Origin of the sequence: Bacillus sp. AL-1R, assembly GCF_052180195.1 — a bacterium.
GTDB lineage: Bacteria > Bacillota > Bacilli > Bacillales > Bacillaceae_G > Gottfriedia.
The window spans coordinates 2,150,635-2,175,897 of the sequence record NZ_CP197469.1 but is presented as its reverse complement, the minus strand read 5'-3'; the positions used below and the strand labels follow the sequence as shown (position 1 = coordinate 2,175,897).

Annotated in this window: 18 protein-coding genes; all 18 read right to left on the bottom strand. The window is 31.9% G+C overall.

The genetic code is table 11. The features are described 5' to 3' along the window. Window positions 1-35: 35 nt before the first annotated feature. Window positions 36-476: a YaiI/YqxD family protein gene (locus ACSBO6_RS10155; RefSeq protein WP_098846637.1), complete on the bottom strand. Its 441-nt coding sequence runs from the start codon at window positions 474-476 to the stop codon at window positions 36-38. Next, complete coding sequence (locus ACSBO6_RS10150; protein ID WP_098846638.1) at window positions 460-1,176, bottom strand: pseudouridine synthase; 717 nt, start codon at window positions 1,174-1,176, stop codon at window positions 460-462. The genes ACSBO6_RS10155 and ACSBO6_RS10150 overlap by 17 nt, the downstream gene beginning before the upstream one ends. A gap of 83 nt (window positions 1,177-1,259) precedes the next feature. Continuing rightward, entirely contained in the window at window positions 1,260-1,763 is a 504-nt protein-coding gene (locus tag ACSBO6_RS10145) for an ankyrin repeat domain-containing protein (protein ID WP_498844618.1), read from the bottom strand. An 85-nt stretch (window positions 1,764-1,848) separates the two neighbouring features. Then, window positions 1,849-2,466, bottom strand: a complete 618-nt coding sequence (locus ACSBO6_RS10140) for a pyroglutamyl-peptidase I (protein WP_498844617.1) — start codon at window positions 2,464-2,466, stop codon at window positions 1,849-1,851. Between the two features lie 244 nt (window positions 2,467-2,710). Next, a complete protein-coding gene (locus ACSBO6_RS10135; protein ID WP_498844616.1) occupies window positions 2,711-3,667 on the bottom strand; it encodes a LacI family DNA-binding transcriptional regulator in 957 nt (318 codons plus the stop codon). Between the two features lie 223 nt (window positions 3,668-3,890). Next, window positions 3,891-5,120: a glucoamylase family protein gene (locus tag ACSBO6_RS10130; protein WP_498844615.1), complete on the bottom strand. Its 1,230-nt coding sequence runs from the start codon at window positions 5,118-5,120 to the stop codon at window positions 3,891-3,893. 58 nt (window positions 5,121-5,178) lie between these two features. After that, window positions 5,179-6,120 carry a carbohydrate ABC transporter permease gene (locus tag ACSBO6_RS10125; protein WP_498844614.1) on the bottom strand — a complete coding sequence of 314 codons (942 nt, stop codon included), beginning with the start codon at window positions 6,118-6,120 and terminating at the stop codon, window positions 5,179-5,181. Window positions 6,121-6,136: 16 nt separating this feature from the next. Then, window positions 6,137-7,000, bottom strand: coding sequence for a carbohydrate ABC transporter permease (locus tag ACSBO6_RS10120; RefSeq protein ID WP_098846643.1), 864 nt, complete (start codon window positions 6,998-7,000; stop codon window positions 6,137-6,139). Next, window positions 6,993-9,257, bottom strand: coding sequence for a DUF5696 domain-containing protein (locus ACSBO6_RS10115; RefSeq protein ID WP_498844613.1), 2,265 nt, complete (start codon window positions 9,255-9,257; stop codon window positions 6,993-6,995). The genes ACSBO6_RS10120 and ACSBO6_RS10115 overlap by 8 nt, the downstream gene beginning before the upstream one ends. Then, the gene (locus tag ACSBO6_RS10110; RefSeq protein ID WP_498844612.1) at window positions 9,250-11,274 is read right to left on the bottom strand and encodes a YIP1 family protein; all 2,025 of its coding nucleotides are present in this window, start codon (window positions 11,272-11,274) and stop codon (window positions 9,250-9,252) included. Before ACSBO6_RS10110 ends, ACSBO6_RS10115 begins: the two co-directional genes overlap by 8 nt. 21 nt (window positions 11,275-11,295) lie before the next feature. After that, window positions 11,296-12,171, bottom strand: a complete 876-nt coding sequence (locus ACSBO6_RS10105; RefSeq protein WP_498844611.1) for a carbohydrate ABC transporter permease — start codon at window positions 12,169-12,171, stop codon at window positions 11,296-11,298. 28 nt (window positions 12,172-12,199) lie between these two features. After that, a complete protein-coding gene (locus ACSBO6_RS10100; RefSeq protein WP_498844610.1) occupies window positions 12,200-13,090 on the bottom strand; it encodes a carbohydrate ABC transporter permease in 891 nt (296 codons plus the stop codon). Further along, entirely contained in the window at window positions 13,083-16,061 is a 2,979-nt protein-coding gene (locus ACSBO6_RS10095) for an extracellular solute-binding protein (protein WP_498844609.1), read from the bottom strand. Before ACSBO6_RS10095 ends, ACSBO6_RS10100 begins: the two co-directional genes overlap by 8 nt. A 24-nt stretch (window positions 16,062-16,085) precedes the next feature. Then, window positions 16,086-17,441: an ABC transporter substrate-binding protein gene (locus ACSBO6_RS10090; protein WP_098846649.1), complete on the bottom strand. Its 1,356-nt coding sequence runs from the start codon at window positions 17,439-17,441 to the stop codon at window positions 16,086-16,088. Between the two features lie 206 nt (window positions 17,442-17,647). After that, window positions 17,648-20,017, bottom strand: coding sequence for a beta-galactosidase (locus ACSBO6_RS10085; RefSeq protein ID WP_498844608.1), 2,370 nt, complete (start codon window positions 20,015-20,017; stop codon window positions 17,648-17,650). Between the two features lie 164 nt (window positions 20,018-20,181). After that, on the bottom strand, window positions 20,182-22,593 hold the full coding sequence (locus ACSBO6_RS10080; protein ID WP_498844607.1) for a beta-galactosidase: 2,412 nt from the start codon (window positions 22,591-22,593) through the stop codon (window positions 20,182-20,184). A 125-nt stretch (window positions 22,594-22,718) separates the two neighbouring features. After that, window positions 22,719-24,083, bottom strand: coding sequence for an ABC transporter substrate-binding protein (locus tag ACSBO6_RS10075; protein WP_098846652.1), 1,365 nt, complete (start codon window positions 24,081-24,083; stop codon window positions 22,719-22,721). A 305-nt stretch (window positions 24,084-24,388) separates the two neighbouring features. Further along, on the bottom strand, window positions 24,389-25,222 hold the full coding sequence (locus ACSBO6_RS10070) for a protein-glutamine gamma-glutamyltransferase (RefSeq protein ID WP_498844606.1): 834 nt from the start codon (window positions 25,220-25,222) through the stop codon (window positions 24,389-24,391). Window positions 25,223-25,263: the final 41 nt, after the last annotated feature.

Here is a 25,263-nt window from a genome sequence, read left to right as displayed (position 1 = left end):
CCTCCTTTTTATTTTATTTGTACAATTCTATTTTACTATAAAGAAATTGAAGAAAGTAATTTTCTTAAGCCGTTTTCGAAATTTGTATTATCAAGCTTTTGGCGTTTTTTTGGTCCCTTCACTCGTCCACCAGCATTCCGAATTTTCTTTGAAACATATCTAGTATGTAAAAGTGAATCAATATTTTCATTTGTATATTGAAAACCGTTTTGATTTAATACGTAAGCATTCTTTGATAATACCATTGCGGCAAGACCATAATCTTGGGTAATGATGAGATCTCCTTTTTCAACCCGATTTACTAAAGCAAAATCAACTGCATCAGCACCTTGTGAAACAACGATTGTTTCAGCGCCTTCTCTTTGCATGATATGAGCAGTATCACATAATAAAAGAACGTTTATTTTAAATTCTGCTGCAATTTTAATTGTTTCTGAAACTACTGGACAACCATCTGCATCAATTAAAATTTTCATTTGTTTCTTCCTCTTTCAATTGTTCTTTTAAATAAAATAGTTCGGCGTCTGTTAATTTTCTCCATTTACCTATTTCTAGATTTTCCATATGGATATTCATAATTCGGATTCTTTTTAATTTAATCACTCTAAATCCAAAACTTTTTGCCATTTTCCGAATTTGACGATTTAAACCTTGCGTTAAAATAATTCGAAAAGTATAATCATCTATTTTTTCAACTTTACATTTTTTAGTTAAAACTGTTCCTATCTGTACTCCATTTGACATACCATGAATAAATTCTGCATCAATTGGCTGATCAACTGTGACAATATACTCCTTTTCATGTCCATGTTCACTATGTAAAATTTTATGTGCAATAGGTCCGTCATTTGTGAGGATAATTAAACCTTCAGAATCTTTATCTAATCGACCAATTGGAAAAATCCTCTTTGGATAATTAATAAAATCAATTATATTACCTTCTACAGTTCGTAATCCTGTACAAGTAATTCCTACTGGTTTATTTAAAATGATATAATCTTTTTCACTTGTCAAGTGAATAACTTCATCATTTACTTGCACAAGATCGTCTTCTTCTACTATGCTGTTTTTTTCAGCAGTTAGTCCATTAATTTTAACTTGGCCAGAAGCAACTAATCGCTCTGCTGCTCTTCTCGAACAATACCCTGATGCGCTAATATAAACATTAATTCTCAATACTTATTCCTCTTTTACTAGTCTTTCTTTTATCATAACAAAAAGTGCTGTGACATAACAGTCATCACAACACTTCGAATTATTTATAGGGTTACTTCTTTTAAAAAATTGATAAACTCTGAATTACCGCGTTCTTCTGCTATATCAATTGGCGTTTTACTAGAGTTATTTGTTTTAATTTTTGCACCGTTTTTTAACAAATAATTAGCAATAATCGTATTTCCTTCAAATGCTGCAATATGTAATGGAGTGTTACCTTCATTATCGCTAATATTAGGATTTGCTCCATTCGTTAAAAGAAAATTGATCACTTCTATCGACTTAGCACCTGCAATTGCTGCATGGAGAGCTGTGTTTTGTGGGATGAATGAAAGCTTTGAGTGAGAAAGTGCATTGATCTTAGCACCATTTTTTACTAAAGTTTTTACAACTTCATATTGACCATAATGTGCAGCAATCCCAAGTAATGTTAACCCATGCTCATTTTCTTCATGAATCAAATTTGGCTGATCACTTATTATCTCAATTACAATGTCATTTTCACCTTTTTTTGTTGCGTCAAATAATTTTTCAAGTAAACTTTCCATTTGATCTCTCCTTATTTCTACATTCAATATGTTGTCCGGTTGTTAGTACTTGGATGGTTCTAAAAGGAAAAATATCTATTGGGTACTAGTCATTTAGACTTATCACTTTAATTGCAAGTTTTATAGCATCTGTCAAATCAGTTTGCGACCAACTTGGTAACTTCTGATCAATTACTGCCATTTCATGTGAAGCAGGGATATGGATAAATCCACTCGGAACTTGCTTGTTTATTTTTTTTAATTCATTAAGCATCTGATACATAACGTTATTACACAAATAAGTACCTGCAGAATTCGAAATTTCAGCTGGAAATTTGTGTTTGTTTAATTCATTAACAATGTTTTGAATTGGGAGTGTCGAAAATAGTCCATCCGGGCCTTCTGGATCGATTTTAGCCCCCTCATATTTATTCCCTTTATTATCTGCTGCACCATCATTACAATTTATGGCGATCCGTTCTGGTGTTATTTTAAACCTACCACCTGCTAATCCTAATGATATTACCGCAGATGGGTTATACAAATGAAACAATTTAATTAATTCATTACCTGCCTTACTGAAATCTACAGGTAAAACAGCCCCGATAATTTGGAAACCTCCAACCTCTTGATTATTTAACTCTTTCACAATTTCTTCTGTAGGATTAATTGAAAAGTTCAAAAAAGATTCAAAACCTGTTAACAATAATGTATTCAAAAGCATTCAGTCCTTTGGTAAAATTTAGATAGTGTAATAATTCGACAAGTTCAGTTTAATTTCCTTTCATTTTAGTAAAAGCCGTTTAAGTCTAAAGATTTACTATTAAAAACTATTTTTTTGTTTTGTTCCGTTTATTACGGTATGTGAAATTTTTATCATCAGATAAAAAAAAGAAACTTAAATCTCTCATTTAAGAAAAGTTTAAGTCTCTTTTAGAAAAACTTAAGTTACTGATCGATCTTTCTATTTAAGAAGAGCCACCAACAGTTAATGAAACTTCTATTTTCTCATTCTCAACAAATTCATTCGATATAAGTTTCAATAAATTTTTAGCCGCTAATGAGCCCCAATCAAATGTAGAATAAGATACTGTACTTAATCTTGGAGAAACATATTTTGATAATTCAATATTATCAAAACCTACAATAAAAACATCTTTACCAATTTTATATTGAGAATCTTGTAGATAGTTATAGATCCCTATTGCCATTTCATCATTTAAACAAAAAATAGCACTTGGTTCATTATAGTTAGAAAAGATTTGTTGTGCTGCTAATTCGCCAGAATCTTTCATGAAATTTCCAATGATCTCAATTAACTCAACGTCAGGATAATTTGCTAATTCTTCTCGAACACCCTCTATACGTTTCCTTGAATCGTATGATCCATCTGGCCCAGTTAAGACATATACTTTTTTCACATCATTCGTAAGAAGCTCTTTAATCGCTAATTTAGCTCCGTGATTATTATCTAAAAGAACTCCTTTAATATTGTTGTGCTGTAATTCTCGATCCATCACTACCATTTTATAATTTTTTTTAGCGTAATCTAAAAGTTCTTCATCTGAAAAAGCCTGATCTAAAATTATTCCACCATCAATTACTTTTTCTAGTAAAAGTCGATGGGATTGCACGCCAGAACAAGCAATTAATTCATACCCTTTGTCGTTTAAAGCTTGTCTCATTCCTCTTAACAGTGGTCCGTAAAAATACCCGCCGTAATCAGCTAAAAATACCCCAATAATTTTTGTTTCTTTAACCTTTAACATTCTAGCAGCTGCATTAGGAACATAACCTAATCTATTTGCAATCTTCATAATTCTACTACGAGTTTCTTCCGTTACTTTTGGGCTGCCATTCAATGCATATGACACTGTTGAAATGGAAACTCCAGCTTCTTTGGCAATATCTTTTATTCCCGCCATCCCTTTTTCCTCCATTCTATGTATACCAAAAAGCCATTTTTTCTATCTTTTCTTTTTTTACGTTTAGATTAAATTTAGATGATTCATAATACCAATATTAATTTTATCAAAGTTAAGGATAATTTTCCTACATTTTTTTATACCTTTGTACCTAAGAAGAATTATTTAATAAAAGTGAGCACTGAAGTATTTCAACTTCAAGTGCCCACTTTTAAAAAAAAGTTTAAGAAGGTATTAAGTCTTTACGTTTCCAACCTAAAAGTTCTGCACCTTTTTTTACATAATCGTTTTTCATGTATAAATCCCAAATTAATCCAGTTTCAAAGTTTTCAATCATAAGCAATGTAGCACCTTTATCAATTCCAATTACTCGATCTGACACCCAGTTTGATGAAACATCTCGATTATATGAATCTAGAAAACCATACTTGCTCCATAATTCAGGTACTTTTTCATAGAAATAATTTAATGCTTCAATTGATTCTTTTGGTGTAAAGACAATTGACCCAGCTGCTGCCGCGGGTGCAATCGTACCATCATTTATAAACTGATCACAATTTGGATGAAACGGTCCAGCTCCATATGCTTTATAACCGTGTGGTCCATCGCATGCAGTTAACCCCCATGCGTGTTCACTTTCTGCAAAAGTTTTAAAGCCCTGTGCATTTTCATTACAATACTTCTTTGCTGCTAATGAAGCTTTCACGGAGTTTTCATGCCAATTAATTCCATCTTCATCCACAATGTTCATAAAATTAAACCATGCATGTGAATATTGGTGAGTAAACAGCGCCCCTCCTGGTGAATGATAAAATTCATACTCATCATAATTTACTAAATCTCTTCTAAATCCATTGTAAATTTCCTTTGGAACCGGGTGAGTAGGAGATGCAACGCCAAAAATGTACTGCATCAACTGCTCTGCATACATATCCCAGTGACCAAATCCACCTGTTTCAGGATGATACCCCATAAAATACATATTATTTTTTTCATCATAATACTTTTGCCAATTCACACGTTGAAAGATTTTTTCAAAAACTTCTTTAATTTCACCACCGAAATATTCTGCAGATGTTACAGCACCATTTAGAAATAGAGATGTATCTATAATTGATGCACAATCATAAAATGCTTCAAATTTTTTTGCTGTTTCCATATGAAGGAAATGATAGAAAAAGCCTTCTGATTCTTCTGCATTATTTAAAAAGGTGTTTAATGTACCTAACGTTCTTTCATATCCTTCTTCGTATGTAATCCATTTTCTTTCAATCCCGATAATGATGGCACTCAAGCCAAATCCCACTGAGGCAATACTCGCCATATTTTTATTTGATCCTGCTGTATTATCACGTATTAAACCATATCCTGGACTATTTTTATCTGCGTTTGCTTCATTCCAGAAAAAATCAAAACAACCTTTAGCTTCTAAATCTAAAATTCTCTTATCCATTAACTACACCTCTTATTCTTAAATTTTATTAAAAAGCATTTAATAGATATCTTTTATATTATTCGCCAGTAATACCTGAACGATCGACACTTTCTACAAACCATCTTTGCGTAATGAAGTAGATAACTAGTAACGGAATGATTGTTAGTAAAGTTCCCGCTAGTTCAATTCCTTCATTAATACTTGTCCCACTAGCACCGCCTTGTGCAGGAAATAATTTACTATAAGTTGCTACGAACTTTTGTAATTGAAGCGGTAGGGTTGATAATTTTTCGCCAAAATAGATTGATGCTAAGTAAGTTTCGTTCCAATACCATACAAGCGAAAATAAAAACGAAATAATATAGCCAGCAGATGCCATTGGAATAGCGATTTTAAAGAAAATTTTAAAATGGCCTGCTCCATCAAGTTGTGCAGCTTCTTCCAGTGATTTTGGAATCGATCGAAAGATTTGATAAAAAATTAAAATGAAAATCGCACTATTTAAACCTTGACCAAATATTGCTGGCAGTACATAGGCTGTGATGCTATCCAAAATATGAATTTTATTAAACAAAATATATCTTGGAATAACAGTAACCTGTGGGGGAATGACAAAGGTTGCCAGCACTAAAATAAATAGAATGTTTTTACCTTTAAATTGAAATCTTGCAAATCCATAGCCAATGATTGAAGCAATAAATGCTTGTAAAATTGACGGTAATACAGTTACGTAAATGGTTTGAAGTAATATTGGCCAATAATCTAGTACATCAAATGCTCGTTTATAGTTGTCTGTATAAAGTTTTGTTGGAATCCAATTTACAAGAGAATTTAGTAGATCATTTATATCTTTAAAGCTATAAGATAACATATATAATATAGGGTATAAGTATACAAAACCGATTCCGATCAATAATGCATACATTAGGATCTTTATAAGTAATCCATCATTACCCTTCATACCAAATAAGATTCTTCTTATTTTTGTAGAAATATCCTTATTAATTCCTTGATTCACTGTTATCCCCCCTATATTATTTTTTTCTTTCTAAGAAAACGACCAACCAAACCATGATTAATAGAATAATGGTGATGATCACAAAATATATCCAAGAAAGTGCAGAAGCGTAGCCAAATCCAGTTTCAATTTTAAACATATTTTTTTTAATATGTTCTATAATTGGATTCATTGTGGAAATTGAGTACATAACTGTCGTATAAATAATGTTTACTAAAATCATAGGGAATAAGGTTGGTAAAGTAATTTTCCAAAAAATCTCCCATGTAGAAGCACCATCAATTTTTGCTGCCTCGTAAATTTGATTATCAACTTTTTGAAGAGCTGCAATAAAAATTAAAATTTGTACGCCAGTAAACCAAAGTAATAACACCATATTATCCATAATGTATAAAAATAAATTACTAAAAAAACCAGGATTTTCAGCAGCTAATTTATAAAATACATACTGTTTTATTTCAGGTATTGCAGTTACTCCTTGCTCTGTTAACTTATTTAAAACAGGTCCACTACTAATAATGACAGGCAAGAAAAAAATCGTCCGAAAGAATCCACGAAATTTAATCGGTTGATTTAAAAGTATTGCAATTATTAATGCAATAATAACAATGATCGGAACTGAGACTACTACATGCCCTGCAAAGTCTCCTATTTCTTTTAAGAACTCTACATCGGTCGTAAATGCATCCTGGTAATTTGCCCATTTTGCAAATTTTGTTTTTATACCGTTAGTTGTAATAATGACATTAAAAAAACTTAAATAGAGTGAGTACAAGATCGGATATGCTGTAAAGACTGCAAATCCAATCACCCAAGGCAAAATAAAAATGTACCCTACCGTCTTTTTACTGTTTACTAATCTTGTAAAAATGTTATTCATTGCTAGTTTCTCCTTTCATCACAGCAAAATCTTTTGCTGCAACTGTAAGGCTACCTGATTTAAAAGGCATATTTGTATAGTTAATTATAAAACTCGTATTATTTGAATAAGTTACTTTTACAACACCTTCGCTTAGAACTTCTCTACTCATGATTGATTCGTTTTTTACTAACTTCAAACTTTTTTGAATAACATCATACTGATTAACGATTTCACTTTTCCAAGCTTTATATTCAGAAGTATATAGATCTCTAGAAGGCGTTTCAGAAAGTAAATACGAATTATTTCCAGTTAAGTAGAAAGATGGATAAGCTCCATAATCTATTAATCTTAAGAGCTCTTCCTTTTGATTTGACCAAAAATTGGAAAATGGCGCATAGTAATCAACATATCCTTTCAATACGATTTGAAGGAATGGTACAGTATCTGAAACATACAAATAATTAGATGAGCCCATTGGAATATCCAAATATTTATCTGTCATTCCCCAAGCATATACATTTGGTTGATATAGTGCCGTTTTATCAACATCCCCGCTATTTAGTATGCTTAGAACTTTGTTATGCGATTGTTTACTTTCTTCTCTTGATGATGTATGGCGATCATTAAATGCAGAATATAGCTCGATTCCATTTGAGTCCACTGCTAGATTTTCCATTGAATATTTCTTGTATTCCTTTTTATCTTTCTTTGCATAGCTAATTGCTTTTTCAGGATGTAAATAATAGTAGTTGTATCCATTCTCTTCATCCAAAATTGCTTTTGTATTTACTTGTTTAGCTATATTCCCACCACCAAAGAGACTTGAAGACCCTTCATATGCCTTTACATAATCTGTATAAAAGTATAGTGGTACATCCTTTTTCTTTAGCTCTTTTACAGTTTCATTTACTTCTCCTTTACTACCTAACTTTCGTTCAAATGGAAATTTTTTCGGAAAAGTTCCAGTTAGTCCATTTTTATTCCATCCTTTATAGACGATAAAGAAATCATCTACACCATTTCTAACCAATTCATTTGCATATTTTGGAAGATTACTGATTGGAGTCATTGATACGACTGAATCCCAAAATAATCCTTCCTTTTTTTCTCCACCTAAAAATTCTAAGCGCAGCATCGGAGAGTCATTTGTTTTTTTCTTCAAAACTCCATTATTTACAAGATAGGATTGGTAGCTTTTGGCCATTCCCACATAGTTCGCATGATCATTTTCTAGTATTCTATAATGCAATTTAATATCAAAATTGTTCCGTTTTTTTTGAAATAAATCCAATGCTTTTCCGCTTTTTTGATTTTTGCTTGTTGGTTGCTTATAAGCATAACGATAGGTGAAGTTGGATGTCACCCAATTAAACTCTGTAGATAATCCAGCTTTATATGCATCAATTCTCGCATAATTATCTCCATCTTCAATGATTCCTAATAGAGCATTTTGATGTTCTCCATGAACAACACCAAATACAGGTATGCTTGCTCGATAACTTTCATTCGTGTCTTCTGATTGGGTTGCATAAGAGATGCCCTTATCCTCCCCATACACTGTAGCACTATAAGGAGACTCCATCTTCACACCATTTTTTTCATATCGTATTAATGCTCCAGAACCATCTGGTATAAATAAATAACCAGGAATTTCATCCTCTTTTGAGGCTCCGAAAAAAGGAAATACATTTGCCGATACAAGTTTGACTTTACCTATCTCGACAATATTTGCTTCAGGTATACTAACAATGATCTCATCTTTGGCTAACTCGACTGAAAGTTTCATTTTTATTTTTGCTTGTCCAAACGTTATATTTGCATCAAATCCGTTAGCTTTCTTTTTAAGATTTATTTTGGCAGAATGTGTTGTAATACTTTCTTTTCTTAATTTCCCTTGCATATTTAAATATTCAATTGTAATTGCTGATTCCACGAATTGTTCCCATGTACTATTTAACTTATATTTTTCCATGTGATCTACTGTTGAGCTCCAAATATAACCGTTGGATTTATTCTTAACTTTAATTGCTAGAGATTCACTATTAACATATAACTCTAGTTTTTTGTTTTCTGCTATTTTTTCAAAACCAGCTAAAGAAGAATTTTGACTTTTAATTTTATTTTTATTTACTTCCATTTGTGTAAACTGATTGGAGGCATACTTTTGCGTATTTTTGTTGACCGATGTAATAAGATCATTATTTTTTTCAGCATATACATTTGGTTGTATTGATAATAATAACAATGAACTAGACAGTATAATTTTCTTATACACGAACCATTACCTCCTGGATTACAGAATAAACAAAATCAATTACTTGATTTAACAAAATATAAAGAACAAATAATACAACAACTGTGATGACACAACTAAATAAAGTTAGTAATATATTTTTTATCGTCTCACCAATTGTAAAATTATGGATTTCCTTGATCATAATAAACAAGATTAGTAGAGACCATCCAACCATTAACTGAGTTGAAAACGTAAAAAGAAACGATTCATTTATTGTAATGACTCTTGATAAAAGTGTTACTGGAATACTAAATACTAAGTATGGAGCTAGAGAATAAATTGTTCCGATATAAACATTTTTGAAACTACCTTCACCATCATTAATTGTACTAATTAAATAGTTCATAATGACAAATAGCCCCAATGCTCCAAAAAAGATCGAAATGATTAAAAATAAACTAAACCGCTCTAGTAGTTCCGAGTTAAAAATGAATCCAGTAAAGTTTAGTGAAATCAAATACTCGATGAAAAATAGTACATAAAAAATAGTCGCAGATAAGAAAGATGCTTTCTTTAATTTTTTAATCTCATAAAATGTGTCGATCGGATGTCTAAATAGTTTAAATATAAGTAATAACTCACTTACTAGTTTAATATTTTTAAATCGATTAACTTTTTCTCTTATTCCGTGAAAATAATCTTTTTTTCGATTTATATACCGAACTAAGTAATAAATGAAAATGACTAAAATGATAAAAGATAGGGCCTTTCCAGTATGTTTCTCCAATAGATTATGGCGAATTTCCCAAAATGACTGTGAATATCCTTCTCGATTGTTAGCTAATTCAAATTCATTTAGTGAATGATTATATTCTTGTTGTTTATAATAAGCTTGTCCCATAGCTATATGTGCTAAGGAAAATGAAGAATTTAATTGTAGAACTTCTTGCCAGTACTTTTGACTTTTTACATATAACCCTTCTTCAAAATATGCTAAACCTTCATGTAATTTATTTGTAAATTCGGTTGGTTCAAAAATATGAATGATCCCTTGTTCAGCATCTGCAATATATAGATTCCCTTTTTTATCAACGCCAATACTTGATGGTTGTTTAAAAATCCCTTGTCGCTGAGCATTTGATTCTTTGCTACCAAATTTAAATAACAAATTTCCAGTGCTATCATATTCATATACATAACCATTTGAACTTAACACGTAAAAATTCCCTTGGTTTCCTACAACGATATCGATTGCAGAATTTGATGAATAAACACCATTCTGAAGCATATTAGTACCTGCTACATTTAGCTTTTTAATTGCTTCACTTTCTAATCCATTTGTAACCGTATATACAATTCCCCTCTGATCAATATCGATACCAGTAGAAGCAATTGGTACATTCATAAAACCTTTTCTTTGCCCTGATTTGGACATCACGTAATTTTTAAACGTTTGGAACAAGGATGTGGACGCTCTATTTGCTCCAAAATATCCAAGAAACTCTCCATCTTTATTAAGCTGAATAATCCCGTTGGCAGCTCCTTCACCGATAATATACATATTGCCTCTTCCATCCACAGATAGTTTAAGAGGTTTAAAAGGCTGTCCTTTTCCAAATAAAGGAGAATCAGGTTTCCCATACTCAGCAAGTAATTTTCCATCTAAAGAAAAACAATATACTGTTTCTTTTGCTACATCAGCTACAAAAAGTTTTTGATCCTTGTCAACTGAAATTCCGACAGGCTTCTCTAAAATACCTTTCCCAATTGTTTTAATGAATTTTCCAAATTGGTCGAATATAATAATCTCTTTACTTCCTGAATCGGCAACATAGATATTGTTAGTTTGATCAATAAATACATTCTCGGGTTTTATCATTTGATCATTCGAAAGGATTCCAACAGCCTCATACGCAGTTTGTGTCTTAATTTCTTCTCCATCAATTGAGAGAGTATATGTTTTATAGGCATCCGCTGCATAAGTATTTGCTGGAAAGATCATGATCATCAATATCATAATTAATAGTAATTTAAAATGATTTTTGTTTTTAGTCATTTACTATCTCGCTCCTAGCATTTACTTAATACCTGAATGAGCCATCGTATCCATTACTTGCTTTTGCATAAATATAAAGATAATTAAGTTCGGAATAAACATAATTAATGAAGCTGCTGCTGTTAACCCAGTTCCGGCAACTGTATTCCCACTACCAGTAGTCAAGGTGCTCATATAAAAAGCAAATGTTTTAATTCCTTCATTGTTAACATATAAATCTGACGTTTCAATGTTATTCCACACTACTTGAAAAGCTAATATTCCAACAGTGGCAATTGCAGGCTTAATATTTGGAATAATGATTCTGAAAAATATTTGAAAATCAGATGCTCCATCCATTCTAGCTGCTTCAAGCAATTCATTTGGAATTTGATCAATAAATTGCTTAACAAGAAACAATCCTACAGGAAGCGCTAATAAAGGTAGAATATGAACCGTAAAAGTATTAATTAAGTGTAATTTTTCGATAATGATATATCGAGGAATCGCAACGGCTGCAGGTACAAACATTAAAGCAAGTGTATTGACCTCAAATATTGTATTTTTTAACTTGAATTGTTTCTTTGACAAAGCATATCCTGCCATCGTACTAATTAAGATGATTAAAACGACAACGACAATTGTTATTACAATACTATTAAATAAATATCTTGTAATTGGCGTACCGCCTACATTTCCACTCTCTAATAAATTAAGGAAGTTTTGTATTGTAGGCTTTTGTACAAAAAATCGTGGTGGGAATGCAAATAATTCATCAATTGGTTTAAAGGCATGATTAAATATGTAAACAATGGGAGATCCCATAAAAATTGCCATTGGAATTAAAATGAGATAGAATTTTAATTGACTTTTATGAAACTTTTTAGGGTTAATTTGTGTCCCTTGAAAAGAAGCCATCTTATCCCTCCTTATCTATGAAGTTTATTTAATCTTTCTCCTCAAATAGTTTTCTTGCTACTTTTGAAAACAAGTAAACTACTAATAATAAAACGACAGAAATTGCTGCTGCATAACCCATTTCATATCGAATAAATCCATAATCATCAATATGATTGACCATTAATTGACCTGCGTTTTGAGGTGTAGGATTTGTTCCTGAAAGTGCCACACCAATAGCACCCGCCTGAAATGTATTTACTACTGCCATTACAGCACCAAATAGCATTTGAGGTTTCATAGATGGGATCGTAATGTAGATTATTTCTTGGAAACGATTTTTGATCCCATCAATATATCCAGCCTCATAAATTTCTGGATTAATATTCAAAATACCTGATAACATTGCTAAAAATCCTACACCCATACTTGTCCATAACGTTACAATAACCATGATTGTCATTAAGTATTCTGGAGATTGTAACCATTGTATTGGTTCGGTAATTAAATTTAAGTTGAGTAATAAACCATTTAAATATCCTGATGCATCTCCACTAAAAATGACTGTCCACAAAACGGTCATCGCAACTCCAGCTGTCATTGATGGTGAATATAGAATTAAAGCCAAAATTGTTCTTGGTTTATGTGGAATTTGGGCTAGCATCCAGGCCATTATAAACGATAAAATATATCCCCCTGGGCCAACCAGTAGTGAAAACTTTAGTGTATTTGGCACAACATTTTGCATAAAAACTGCGTCTTGCGTTAATAAATTTACATAATTCTTTAATCCAATAAACTTAGGAAATTCAATCGAGTTAAAATAAGTAAACGATAAACCAATTGCGATTAAAACGGGCACTATAATAAAAATTAAAAATAGTAGAATATAAGGGCCAAGAAAGACCCACGCATTATAATCATTTTTTTTCTTATTCATTATTGGTACCTACCCATTTTTTGACTGTTTCTAATCTTGGAAGAATATATGGTTTGACAACTTTACCATCATTCATATAACCAAACTCCTCCATTTTTCTCCTAATTTCTCGATCCACAATTATAGTTGAATCATCGATGGAAGCACGTAGATTTGCACCATTAAACACAACTTTATTCCAAGTATTACTAATTTCACGTTCAATCATATACGCACCTGGTGTTTTTGGAACTTCCATTAAATATTTCCACTGCTCTAGAATGACCTTTTTATGATCTTCTGGAAGAGGAGAATTTTTAAAAGCTTCCAAATTGGCAGAATTCCACATATATTCTGTTCCATAAATCGTTTGGAGGTTCGTTGCAAAATCGGTTTGAGTCTTAGTAGACATCCACCATTTTAATAGTTTCCAAGATTGCTCTTGTTTTTTACTTTTTTCGAACATCATCGCAGATTGCGCTGAACCAGTCGCCCACCTTGATACTGATCCATCTTTTTGCTCTACACCTGGATATAAGGCAATATCCCAAGAACCAGCGATTTCTGGTGCTGCTGATGTTAATTTTATATAAGTCTCAAAATTAGATATTCCAATTGGTATCGATCCATATCGGAATGAATTATAAAAATTTGGGACCTGTAATGGTAAGCTATACATTGTGTATAAATCCGTCATCAATTTCATACCTTCAATTGATTCCTCTGAATCAATTGCTGTACTCATGCTATCTTTTGAATAAAGATCTCCACCGTGTTGATAAATAAAAGGTGCAGTAAACATGAATGCTTTATTAGCAGAGGTACCTGATAATGGAACGAAGAAATTCAACCCATATCTTTGTAGTTCTGGTAGCATTTCTTTCACATCAGTCCAAGTATTTGGAATCGGAATATGTAGTTTATTTAATAGATCCTTGCGATAAAACAGAACGTAAAAATCCTGAGTTTCTGGTAATGCATATACTTTGTTATTAAGCATCATTGGCATAAATGCACCTGGAGAGAATTTTTGAATATATTCTTTAAAATCCTTGAATTTACTAATATCAGCTGCAGCTCCACGCATTGCTAGTTCATATGGTGTACCAACGCTAATTCCTAAGGCAACGTCTGGTTGTTGATTCCCCGCATTGGCAAGAATTAATTTTTGCTCGTTCGGCATGACGGAAAACTTTACTTTGATCCCTGTTTCTTTCGTAAAAGTACTATCTGCCATATTCTGCATCAATTCGACATATTGTTGATTTCGATTTACCCAAACCTCAACCGTATCTTTGTCTACTGAAGTTGTGTCATATGTTTTATTTGTAAAAGAATAATAGAATTCTTTTACTTGGCTTGTTATCTTATTTACAAATCCTGTAGTAGCTTTAGGAAGCTTAGAATTACCATGCACATAAATTCGATCAATCAATAATGGTTGTGTTTGGAGCGAACTTTGAATATTCCCTAATATTTGTGCCGCTGAGTTTGACCCATCTGAAAGATCTGTTAACCGCTTTGGAATTTTATCAGGATCATTTTTTAGTTTATTTAATTTTGAAATAATTAATGTTAAATCAACCTCTTCTAATGATTTTTCATCGGTGTCATTTCCGTAAATTTTACGCAATTTGTTTTTATTTTCGACTAATTTTTCAGTCCAAGAAGTTAATTGTTCCTTTATATCAGGCAAGTATTCGGTAATTTTCCAATCACGATTTCGATCAGTCGAGTTACCTGTCAATTTTTTTATAGATAAACTTAAATCATTTATTTCATCCATTATTTCTTTTAAATTATGAATAATTGGTTCAACTGGTGATGCATCAGCAACTAAAGTAATCTCATGTTCACCCTTATTTAAATAAAAGTAATACGGATTGTCTTTTTCGTCTGACAACGTTCTGTTGTGCCACTTTTCTGAAAAATCAAACTTGTAATGTTCTACTTCTTGAAATGGTACTTTGCCATCTATTAGCACGCTTCTAAACACAGGAGAACCAGATTTATCATTTTGTAACATTTTGAAAGAAAGAACATAATTTCCCGCATTTTCCACGTTTACTTTCCAAGTAACACTTTCTCCTGCTGATTCTCCACCATATAAAGTATTTAGTAATAATTCGTTACTCTTATATGGGATGACATCAGGGCTTTTAATTGAAGTTGGTCGGATTCTTGAAGTATTCTTAACAAACGGGCGTTCTGCTTCGATTGTGATTAAATCAGATTGCACTTTTTGGTTAAAATATTTTTCTTTATACTCTTTGTATGAAAATAACTTTTTTGGTGATTTCACATAAACTTTCCCTAATAGCATATTTCCACTTGTATTTGTTAATGTAATTATATTTTTTCCCTTTTTCAAATGAAATCGTAAAGGTTCTGGTTGTAAATTACTTGGGTCTTGAGCGAGTGCATGATTCCATTCCTTAATTTGAATTTGTTCTGGGATCAGTTCATTTCCATAGTTATTTTTTTCGAATTTTTTACTTTTATCTTTCCAATTAATTGGTGCTACTATTCTACGACTCTCATAAAACTGAAATTGTCCGTTTATTTTAATAGATAGTTCTGGGTTTAAAATTTCTTTACTTAAACCATAATAATCGAACCCTATTTCATATAGTGCATCTTCAGGAATATTTACTTCGATATCAATTGATTTATTATTAGAAAAGTTTATAACGCTTTCATTATAGTCCTTACTATTATTTGCAGATACGTATTCTTTTTTATCTACATTTTTAAATAAATTAGGAGAAACAGCACTTTCAAATGAAGTGCTGTTTTTAACTTGTTTCTCCCACTCTTTTAGGACTTGATGAAATTGTTTTTCTACTAAAGTCTGTTCACTTGTTTTCAGATCAGTAGCAGAATTTGTCATTTTAGTTCCTTCTGCACGAACACCTGAGACACTTAAAATATTGATACTACTAACTAATAAAACAATTGATAACCATTTACTTAGTTTAGATACCAATGCCATCGATCCTTCCAAGCTATTACGCAATTATTTTTTCATTGCATTAACTGCATTTTCGTATTGTTGTTGAGCTAAATCATTTAATTGCTTTGCATAGTCTTGATAATTAACTGATCCATATATGCTATCGTGTAATAAATCAGCTACTTTTGCATTATCATTTTCACCAATTTTAATTCCTGTAGTTGCTTCCCATCGTGACGCGGCATAACCCGGTACGATTTTAAATGGATCAATCATTGCTTTATCTAAATTCTCATATGCTTTTTGAATACCTGGTACACCAACAATATCCCAATATTTTGCTAACACTTCCGAATCGGTAGAAATTGGTAAGGTATTAATTTCAATACCACTATTCGTACTTAGATCCATTCTTTTTAGGAAGCCATCTTTACCAAATGACATAAACTTGGCAAAGTCATATGCTTCTTTTTTATATTTTGTACTTTTTGCAACACCTAAGTAGTCAAGTGCCATTGCCGTTCTTCCGCCTGGGATTCCAATAAAATCCCAATCAAAATCTATATTTTTTGCAAAATCACTATTCATCCAAGTGCCACTCCAGAAATATGCAATTTGTCCTGCTTTAAATGCAGCTCCTATGTCATCGCCACTTAATTTATCTTTTTGTTCCTTATCTAAACCTTCATATGCGTATCCATTTGTTCCAAGGTCTTTTGCTGTTTTTACACCTTCAAACATTTCAGGTGTATCTAAGTGATATTTACCGCTTCCATATGTAAACCAATTTACATTTTCATTTTTCGCTCCTGAATACCAATCAACAAAATCCGTCGTTGAATTAATTCCTAGAATCCCTTTACCTAAATCCGTTGTATCTTTTATACCTTTAATAAAATCGGGTAAAGTAACTCCATGTTCAGGTGCATCAATGTTTGCATTATTAAAAATATCTTTGTTTACGTAGTATCCCATAAAATGTTGAGCAAATGGGATTGCATAAGTTTTGTCACTATTTTTCGTTGACTCTTTAACAGATTCTGGTAAACTAGTGAAGTCTTTATCTTCGTTAACTAAGTCTGAAAGATCAAGTAACCAATCATTCGTTAATCCTGATGGAATATCAGTTAACATAAACACATCTGGTAATTTCCCAGCACTAGCAGCTGTTGATAATGATCCTTTCCAATCATCGTTCGTAATACTTTCATCTATTTTGATATCGATGTTTTTGTGTGTTTTTTCGTATGCTTGAATCATTAAACGTTCTAAATTTTTTTCAGACTCTGTGCCAAGATTCCAGTTAGCATAATTAATGACGATTTTTTTATCAGCGGTAGTTGAAGTAGATTCTTTGTTACAAGCAGCCATCGTTAATGCGACTGATGCTGCGGCGGCAATTTTCAGAATTTTTTTCATTTTCTAATTCCTCCTAAATCTAATTGTATAATCAGGGGTTATCGAAACGTTTCTATAAACTAATTATACATAATACAGTAATCGCTTTCAATTCCATTTTTAAATATTTAGTAAATTATTTGTTAAGTTTGTCGAATTTTTAACATTTATATAATAAATAAAACTAAACAACCACTCGAGACTTACAGCTCAAGTGGTTGTTTAGTTTAAATATGATTAAGAAATTTTATTTCTGCTACTTTTTCTCGAGTGTTTATTTTTACGATGTATTGATCTAAATCAATTTGCTCTACTTTAATAGTATTATTTTCTTGCGGTATCCATTTTGTCGATTTAAATAAAAATTCTTCTTCTTGCATAATTTTCACACTTACATTTATTTCATTTTTTTCATGTTCAACTTCAAAGATTTCACCAGTGCCATACTCAATAAAAATACCTTCCGTTAATTTTACTTGAATCGGAAGAATTAGTCCGCCTTTACGGGGAATCGTAATCTTTTTACCATTTAATAGCTTCTTACCTTTGTATGAAATAGTTGTTTCCTTTTCATATTCATCGAAATTATGTATGAATATGAATTTTGAATCTTTTTGTGAAATACGAGCAAAAGCATCAATTGCTTCAATATTTTCATCAAAAACAAAATCACTATAAATCTCGAGTTTATTTGTTATTTTTTTGATCGCTTCTAACTGATAATCGAATTGTATTTCCATCCCTAAACCAATGACAACTACTTTACCGTCACCAATATTTTTTTCAAATGCAACAACATCTTTATCATCATCTTCAGTCCACACAAACGCACCCTCAGCATGATTAAATGTTTGCATCATAGCTGCAATGTTTTCCATATTTTCAACAATAGCAAAACCATGTTTAATTTCCTTTTGTTCTACTTCAATAAAATCTTTCAATATCGTACATGGTGTACATTTCATTGTTTCAGTCGGTAATATAGGGAAAATGATCAGTTTCCCACCATTTTTAATATAGTTTACTAGTTTTTGTTGGATTTTAGCATCCATCCACTTTGTTGAGAACACCCATAAAGATGAGATTTCTTTGACATCAATCTCTTCATTTTCTAGTAGATTATAGCCGTCATAAGCTATATTGTTTATCGTAAGGCTTTTTGCTATTCCATTAAATAAAAACGCTTCTCTCCATTGCTCTATTTCTTTTATCATTCCTTCTGTGTACTGATTATGAAATTCTGTCATAAAATAATCTGGATAAAATGCTAGATAGGTATTATATTCAGGTTTTGTTTTTAATAGTTCATCATTATATACTTGGAACATCTTGCCTAAATGTTGGATTGTCTTATAGTGAGCTCTCTCTTTCCCCATAGCTGAAAGAGGTGCCTGCCATTCATGTCTTTTTCCAAATAATCCAATGTCTTCGTAATTTTCACCACTGACAAACATGTAATAATTTACTGCATTCATACCGTTTGCAAAACTTAATCTAGTAATTAAATCAAACGCTGAAGGTTGTAATCTTGGTTTTTCTGTAATACAACCACCTTGAAACTCCGCTGAAAATAAAGGTTGATCTTTCGACTGAACTGATCTAGTAAATGCATTTGCTACGATAATATCCGTATAATTATCGTATTCGAGATTCCCTATATAATAATCTCCAGCAATAATAACATCTTCTATTTTTGTCGTTTCAATTAATTGTGAAATGCCAATTGGATATTTCATTCCTCTTTTTAAAATCCCACCAACTGTATCAAATCCATGTATATTTACAACGAATGGAACCATTATGTGATTTTTTACAGCATATTCTTTTAATGTTTCTATATATGTACGATAATGCTCACGCATAAATAAGCTATATTCATTTTGTAGAGCAAACGAGTACTGTTCTTCAACCTTTTTCATCTTTTTTTGAACAAATTCTTCTATACTTGATATTTCATCAGTAAATATGTTTTGGAATTCTTCGAGACTATATTTTTGTTTCAAATACTCTTTAAAATAGTTTAAGGTCACATCATTAAAGTCACCTTGATTTGTTACCCAGTGAAACATACCTACTTCATTATCAAGCTGGAACATGATCACAGGACCACCATTTTTAACTTGATATGGGGCAATGATTTCACATACATGATTGTACCAGTTTTCTGTTTTCTCTAAATAAATCGGGTGTAAATAACTAACTAAGCGTACCGGATGACTTTCCCCTTTTTCATTTTTTGCTAATGCTTCGTCATAGTAATCAATAAACCACGTTGGTACACCGTGATCAACAATTTCTGCCATTACGTATGGTCCTGGACGAACTAGACAAAACATATCTTCATCTTTAATCATTTGAAGAAAAGTTTTCAAATCTTTTTCAGGCCTTGTTTTTCCAATTAAATCAATTTCTCCCTCAATTCTTTCATGAAACTGCCAAGGAATATATGTACTAACCATATTTGCTCCAGCAGCCTTAATTTGTTTAATTCGATTCTTCCATTCGCTTTGTGGTAGTCGAAAATAATGCAATTCTCCACCAAATAAAATGACTTCTTTTCCATTAATAATGACTTTTTCATCTTTTATTTGTATCATTTAGGAAATCAACTCCAACTTTTAATAGATTAATAATGATAATTAGTTATCCTCATCTTGCTTGATTCATCCGCCAAACTATTTCTCTTTACGTTCTAATTTACAGTTTCTATATATAATAGAAGAAACAGGAAATACTAATGAAGTCCTGTTTCATTAACCTACTACTTAAACTCTATTTTTAATTGATCGTCTACCTTGCCGTGTTTAGTAGACTTAACTAATATTGATTCACCTTGTTTTTCGATTTTATAGTCATCACTTGGTAAAATTTCTTTTTTCGTATAAAGTTTGATAATATCTTCCGCTTGAGTTAAACGGAATTCAATTGAATGATCCTCGATTCGTTGAATTTCTGCAGTCGCATATTCAATTAGAATTCCATTTATGTTTACATTAATTGGTAGCATCACTCCATCTTTACTATTAAGAGTAAATTTTCGACCTTCGAATAACTGGGTACCATTATCATTTACATGGAATTGTTTATCAAAATCATCTAAATTTAAAATGTGAATAAACCGTTCGTTTTCTTCATTAATCGTAGATGTCATAAATATCCCATGATGGATAAAATCGTGTGTAAGCTTAGGTGACGCTCCAAGTTTTTCTAGTGCAGTCTTAAATAAATCGATGTCACAGCGATACGACATTGTAAATGCTATTACTCTACCTTTACCAACATTTATGTCAAAACCACAGACTTCATCTGATCCGTACACATGAAACACCGGTTCACCTTTTGTGAGTTTAAAAGTTTGAGCCCTGTTTGAACGAACTTCTGGTCTTGGGTATGCCCAATTAGTTGGATAAATTGATAGATAATGATATCGATCTTCAACTAGATCACCTGTATACTTTAGTCCTAGAGCATCAATTAAAATTGTACACTCATTGCCTTCGATATCATACAAAGGTAGTTGACCATAAACAAGTAATGAACCTCCTGCATTGACAAACTCTGCTAATTTCTGTTGGATCTGTTTGTGTAAATATTTTGCTGAAGGAAGAACAATGACATTATTCTTTTCTGGATCTAATTGTTTATTTTGAATATCAATTGAACTAAAACGATATCCAGCTAATAACATAGCTCTTCCCATAATTTCCCATGCTCCATATGAACGATTCATTTCAATATTTGAATAGATTTCTTTCATCTTTTCACTTTTTGGATAACGAGATTCAGTCATATAATAATCAGGAATGAAAGCAAAAGATACATTATCTAGCTCTTCATTCATAGTTGCTATCTTTTCTTCAACTGCCATGACGGTCTTGATCCCTCTTGCCATTCGTGGGTATGTATAGTTTAATTCACCTTCAGGACTAATTGGGGCTGCAAATCCATGCCTTTCACCCGTAAATGCTACTCGATCGTTTCCATCATTAACTTTTTGATCTAATCGATAATTTCTACCGCCAGTCATTAAATAATAGTTAATTAATCGATTCCCTTGTGCAATACACATTCTATGTTTAAAATCTACAGCTGAAACGTCTAAGCGTCCTCCAAATGTCTCACCGTAGTTTGCGTCACCACAAGCAAATTCAACAGAAGTTAGTGGTTGATCTTCATTATGAACGGCATCCATAAAGCCATTAATTAAATATAAATCTTGAAAACTATCCATATTTAAATTGCCGAAATAAATATCAGAACCTGAAATATATCCTTTGTCTTGCGTATAACTTTCATATAATTGACTTATACCAATTGGATAAGTAAATCCACGTCCTCCACCTGTACCATGTATATTAATAACAAATGGAATATCCTTTACTCCAAATTCTTCGCAATATCTTCTTAACTCTTGAACATATCTAGCAAAACGATTTCTCATATAGTAGCCTAAATCAAAATGTAGTTCACTCGTGTATTCTTCCCTCGGTGAACGAATAAAGTCAATTCTATTTTCGTAATCTTCGAGGTTAAATGGATAACGATTATTTAAAGTGTTTACATCGTATTTTTCTTTTAACCATTTGACAAAATCTTCTATTACATTTTCTGTTAAATCTGGTGTATTTGATACCCATGACAACATACCAATCTCATTATCTAGTTGGACACCAATAATATTTCCGCCATTTGTCTGTAATCTAGGTTTAATAACTTTCATAATCACTTCATACCATTTTTTAGTTGCATGAAGGAAGTTTGGAGCTAAATAATCTAACGTTTTTGTCTCTGCCAGATTATGATCCCAGCCAATCGGAACAATCTCTGGATATTTTTTGTATACCCAAAAAGGAATCCCTTCATTTTTCATTTCAGCCATTATAAATGGCCCTGGACGAACTAAGAAATAAAGATCATTTTCTTCACAAAAATCAATGAACTCCCCGATATTCAACTCAGGTCGAGTCCTTCCATCAACATCAAATTCTCCCTCGATAGGCTCGTGACAAATCCAAGGTACGTATGATGCTACTGCATTACAACCGGATTCCTTTAATTTATCAATCCTGTCCTGCCATTCTTCTTTTTCCAAACGATAATAATGTATTTCACCACAAGTAATAATGACGGGTTTTCCATCAATTTGGATTTGCTTATTTTTTATATCAACCATCTGATCACCTCATAAAAAACGCTAAAAAGGCTGAAATGCCTTTTAGGGAAACGTTTCGATTTTTTAGTAAATTTTTTAGTCTTTTCTAGTAGAAGTATAGATTAGTAGCTTTTCTATTTGACAATTTAATTAATAGCCTTTGTAATGACATCTACAGCTTCTTTATGGCTTTTATTTGCTAATTCATTTAGTTGTTTTGCATAATCTTGGTATTGTATTACCCCTTGAGATGCAAAATTAAATAAGTCCCACACATTCGGATCATCTTTATCCCCGATTTTCACACCGATTTTTGCTTCCCAACGTGCTGGAATATATCCAGGTAAAGTTTTCATTGGATCGATTAAAGCATTATTTAAATGATCGTAAGTATTTTGAATGCCAGCAATGCTATAAATTTCCCAATACTTATCTAGTAATTCTTTGTCTGTTGAAATTGGCAATGTAGTTAAATCTAATCCATTTTTCACACTCAAATTCATGCGCTCTTTGAATCCTTCTTTTCCAAATGACATAAATTTAGCGAAATCATATGCTTCTTTTGGATGCTTTGTATTTTTAGAAATTCCTAAATAGTCATTAACGATTGCTGCCCTTCCACCAGGAATCCCTATAAAATCCCAATCAAAGTTTAACTTTTTCGTAAAATTCGGAATATTGAATGTGCTACTATAATAAAGTGCAATTTGTCCTGATTCAAATGCTAGTCCTGCATCTTCACCGCTCAGTCCTTCTTGCTGTTCTTTTGTTAATTGTGAGTATGCATACCCATTAGATGCCAGCTCTTTCATTTTATTCATTCCATCAATCATTTCCTTTGAGTCTAAATGAAATGAACCATCTGCATATGTATACCATCCTAATTTTGGATTTGCCGCACCGGGATACCATTCTACTAAACCTTGAGTACTTTCAATACCGACTGTTTTATTATCAAGATTCGTAGCTTTTTTTGCTAATGTTAAAAATTGATCGATTGAATAACCGCTTTTTGGAATATCTAAGTTTAAGCTATCAAGTATATTTTTATTTACAAAGTAACCCATAAAAAATTGAGCAAATGGTATTCCGAATACTTTTCCTTCGACCATTGAAGCATTTTTTACTGTATCAGAAATCTTAGAAAATTCCTCATCATTATTTGTATACTTAGTAACATCTAATAACCAGTTATTTGCTAATCCTGTTGGAATATTATTTTGCATGAATACATCCGGTAATTTTCCTGCACTTGCCAATGTACCTAGTGCCTGATTCCAATCACCATCTAACACTTCAACTTGAATATCAACATTCTTATGCTTTTTTTCGTATGCACTAATCATCATTCTCTCCAGATTTTTTTCATTTTCTGGACCATTATTCCAATTGGCATATTTAATAACAATCTTTTCTTTATTTTCTGCAGTACCTGATGATTTTTCTTTCCCACATGCAGCTAAAGTAAAAACTAGGGTTGTAGCCATTGCAACTTTCATTAACTTGCTCATTCTTCTACCTCCTAATAAAATGATTTGTTATCCTTTCGAAACGTTTCACTTTATAAAAAAATTAGTGCACACGTTTATAGAAACGTTTCTATTAATCAAATTGTACACATTTGTGTATGCGTTTTCAATACTTTTTTCTTAAGGAATTTAATACCTTTTTGACGAATTTTAAAAAACACTATAAAAAATATAAAGAATGTACGCTATTAATGGAAATAAAGAAAAGTGAGGTTTAGGCAAATAATAGGCTTTAGCTAATACCTCACTTTGGTTTATGTTTTATCGTTTGTTAAACCCATTTCAGATCACGTAAAGTAACTTAATAAATACTTATAATAATCAAATGAAATCGAACTTTCGTTATGATGAAAAACTATATTCCGATCTTTTTTAATTGATTGATCTCGTTGCCAGTTTGATAGTGCCGCCAAATGATTAAAATTTGGTCTTGTAACTGAATTAGATAGGAAAGCAGACCGATATGCTCCTGGCCATCTCATTTTATTTAGAGTATAAATCATTTGTTGAGCTGTCATTATTCCTAATCCATGTCCAAAAAACGTTCCATCTCCTAAAACAACGGCATTTTCTCCTCTCCACTCAGGGGTTAGTGGGTTAAATTCTGGATTATTAAAATATACAATATCTCCAGGTAAAATTTGGGTAGAATACTGCGCACCTATTCCTAAGTCAGGATCTGCATGCCAGCCGTATAAATAAATGTTTGGAAATAGTTGATTAAATAAGTTTTCACCAATCAGGTTTAAAATTGCGTGGTAATAAATAATGACCATTGCCGTGGCACATTCAAACGCATAAAGAGAACTATTAAAGTAAATATCTCTAATCGCGTCAGAAGGCTTTACACCTCTTCGTAATAAGAATCCGCCTGTTCTCATTAAATGCCAATACATTGGATTACAGCGCGATCTTGCAAATACTGCAAAGTTAATTTTTCTTTGAAACATAGCTCTTGCACTTAAAATGATATTATTTCGCAACATATTTTCAAACTCATCAATCGATCGATCTGCATGAACCGTCGGATTTTCATTCATCTGATGAAGTTTCATTTTACTAACACTTTCAGACGTCCTTGTCTCACTTTGTTCTATTGGTATGCCCGATAAATAATCCATAATCTACCTCTTTTCAGCATCAAGTATTAACTTCCATATAT

Coding starts and splice junctions, on each gene's coding strand:
- ACSBO6_RS10140 (WP_498844617.1), bottom strand. CDS start 2,466: ATGCTTTTGAATACATTATTGTTAACAGGTTTTGAATCTTTTTTGAAC.
- ACSBO6_RS10090 (WP_098846649.1), bottom strand. CDS start 17,441: ATGAAAAAAATTCTGAAAATTGCCGCCGCAGCATCAGTCGCATTAACG.
- ACSBO6_RS10085 (WP_498844608.1), bottom strand. CDS start 20,017: ATGATACAAATAAAAGATGAAAAAGTCATTATTAATGGAAAAGAAGTC.
- ACSBO6_RS10135 (WP_498844616.1), bottom strand. CDS start 3,667: ATGGCGGGAATAAAAGATATTGCCAAAGAAGCTGGAGTTTCCATTTCA.
- ACSBO6_RS10105 (WP_498844611.1), bottom strand. CDS start 12,171: ATGGCTTCTTTTCAAGGGACACAAATTAACCCTAAAAAGTTTCATAAA.
- ACSBO6_RS10120 (WP_098846643.1), bottom strand. CDS start 7,000: ATGAATAACATTTTTACAAGATTAGTAAACAGTAAAAAGACGGTAGGG.
- ACSBO6_RS10130 (WP_498844615.1), bottom strand. CDS start 5,120: ATGGATAAGAGAATTTTAGATTTAGAAGCTAAAGGTTGTTTTGATTTT.
- ACSBO6_RS10070 (WP_498844606.1), bottom strand. CDS start 25,222: ATGGATTATTTATCGGGCATACCAATAGAACAAAGTGAGACAAGGACG.
- ACSBO6_RS10080 (WP_498844607.1), bottom strand. CDS start 22,593: ATGGTTGATATAAAAAATAAGCAAATCCAAATTGATGGAAAACCCGTC.
- ACSBO6_RS10110 (WP_498844612.1), bottom strand. CDS start 11,274: ATGACTAAAAACAAAAATCATTTTAAATTACTATTAATTATGATATTG.
- ACSBO6_RS10145 (WP_498844618.1), bottom strand. CDS start 1,763: ATGGAAAGTTTACTTGAAAAATTATTTGACGCAACAAAAAAAGGTGAA.
- ACSBO6_RS10095 (WP_498844609.1), bottom strand. CDS start 16,061: ATGGCATTGGTATCTAAACTAAGTAAATGGTTATCAATTGTTTTATTA.
- ACSBO6_RS10155 (WP_098846637.1), bottom strand. CDS start 476: ATGAAAATTTTAATTGATGCAGATGGTTGTCCAGTAGTTTCAGAAACA.
- ACSBO6_RS10075 (WP_098846652.1), bottom strand. CDS start 24,083: ATGAGCAAGTTAATGAAAGTTGCAATGGCTACAACCCTAGTTTTTACT.
- ACSBO6_RS10100 (WP_498844610.1), bottom strand. CDS start 13,090: ATGAATAAGAAAAAAAATGATTATAATGCGTGGGTCTTTCTTGGCCCT.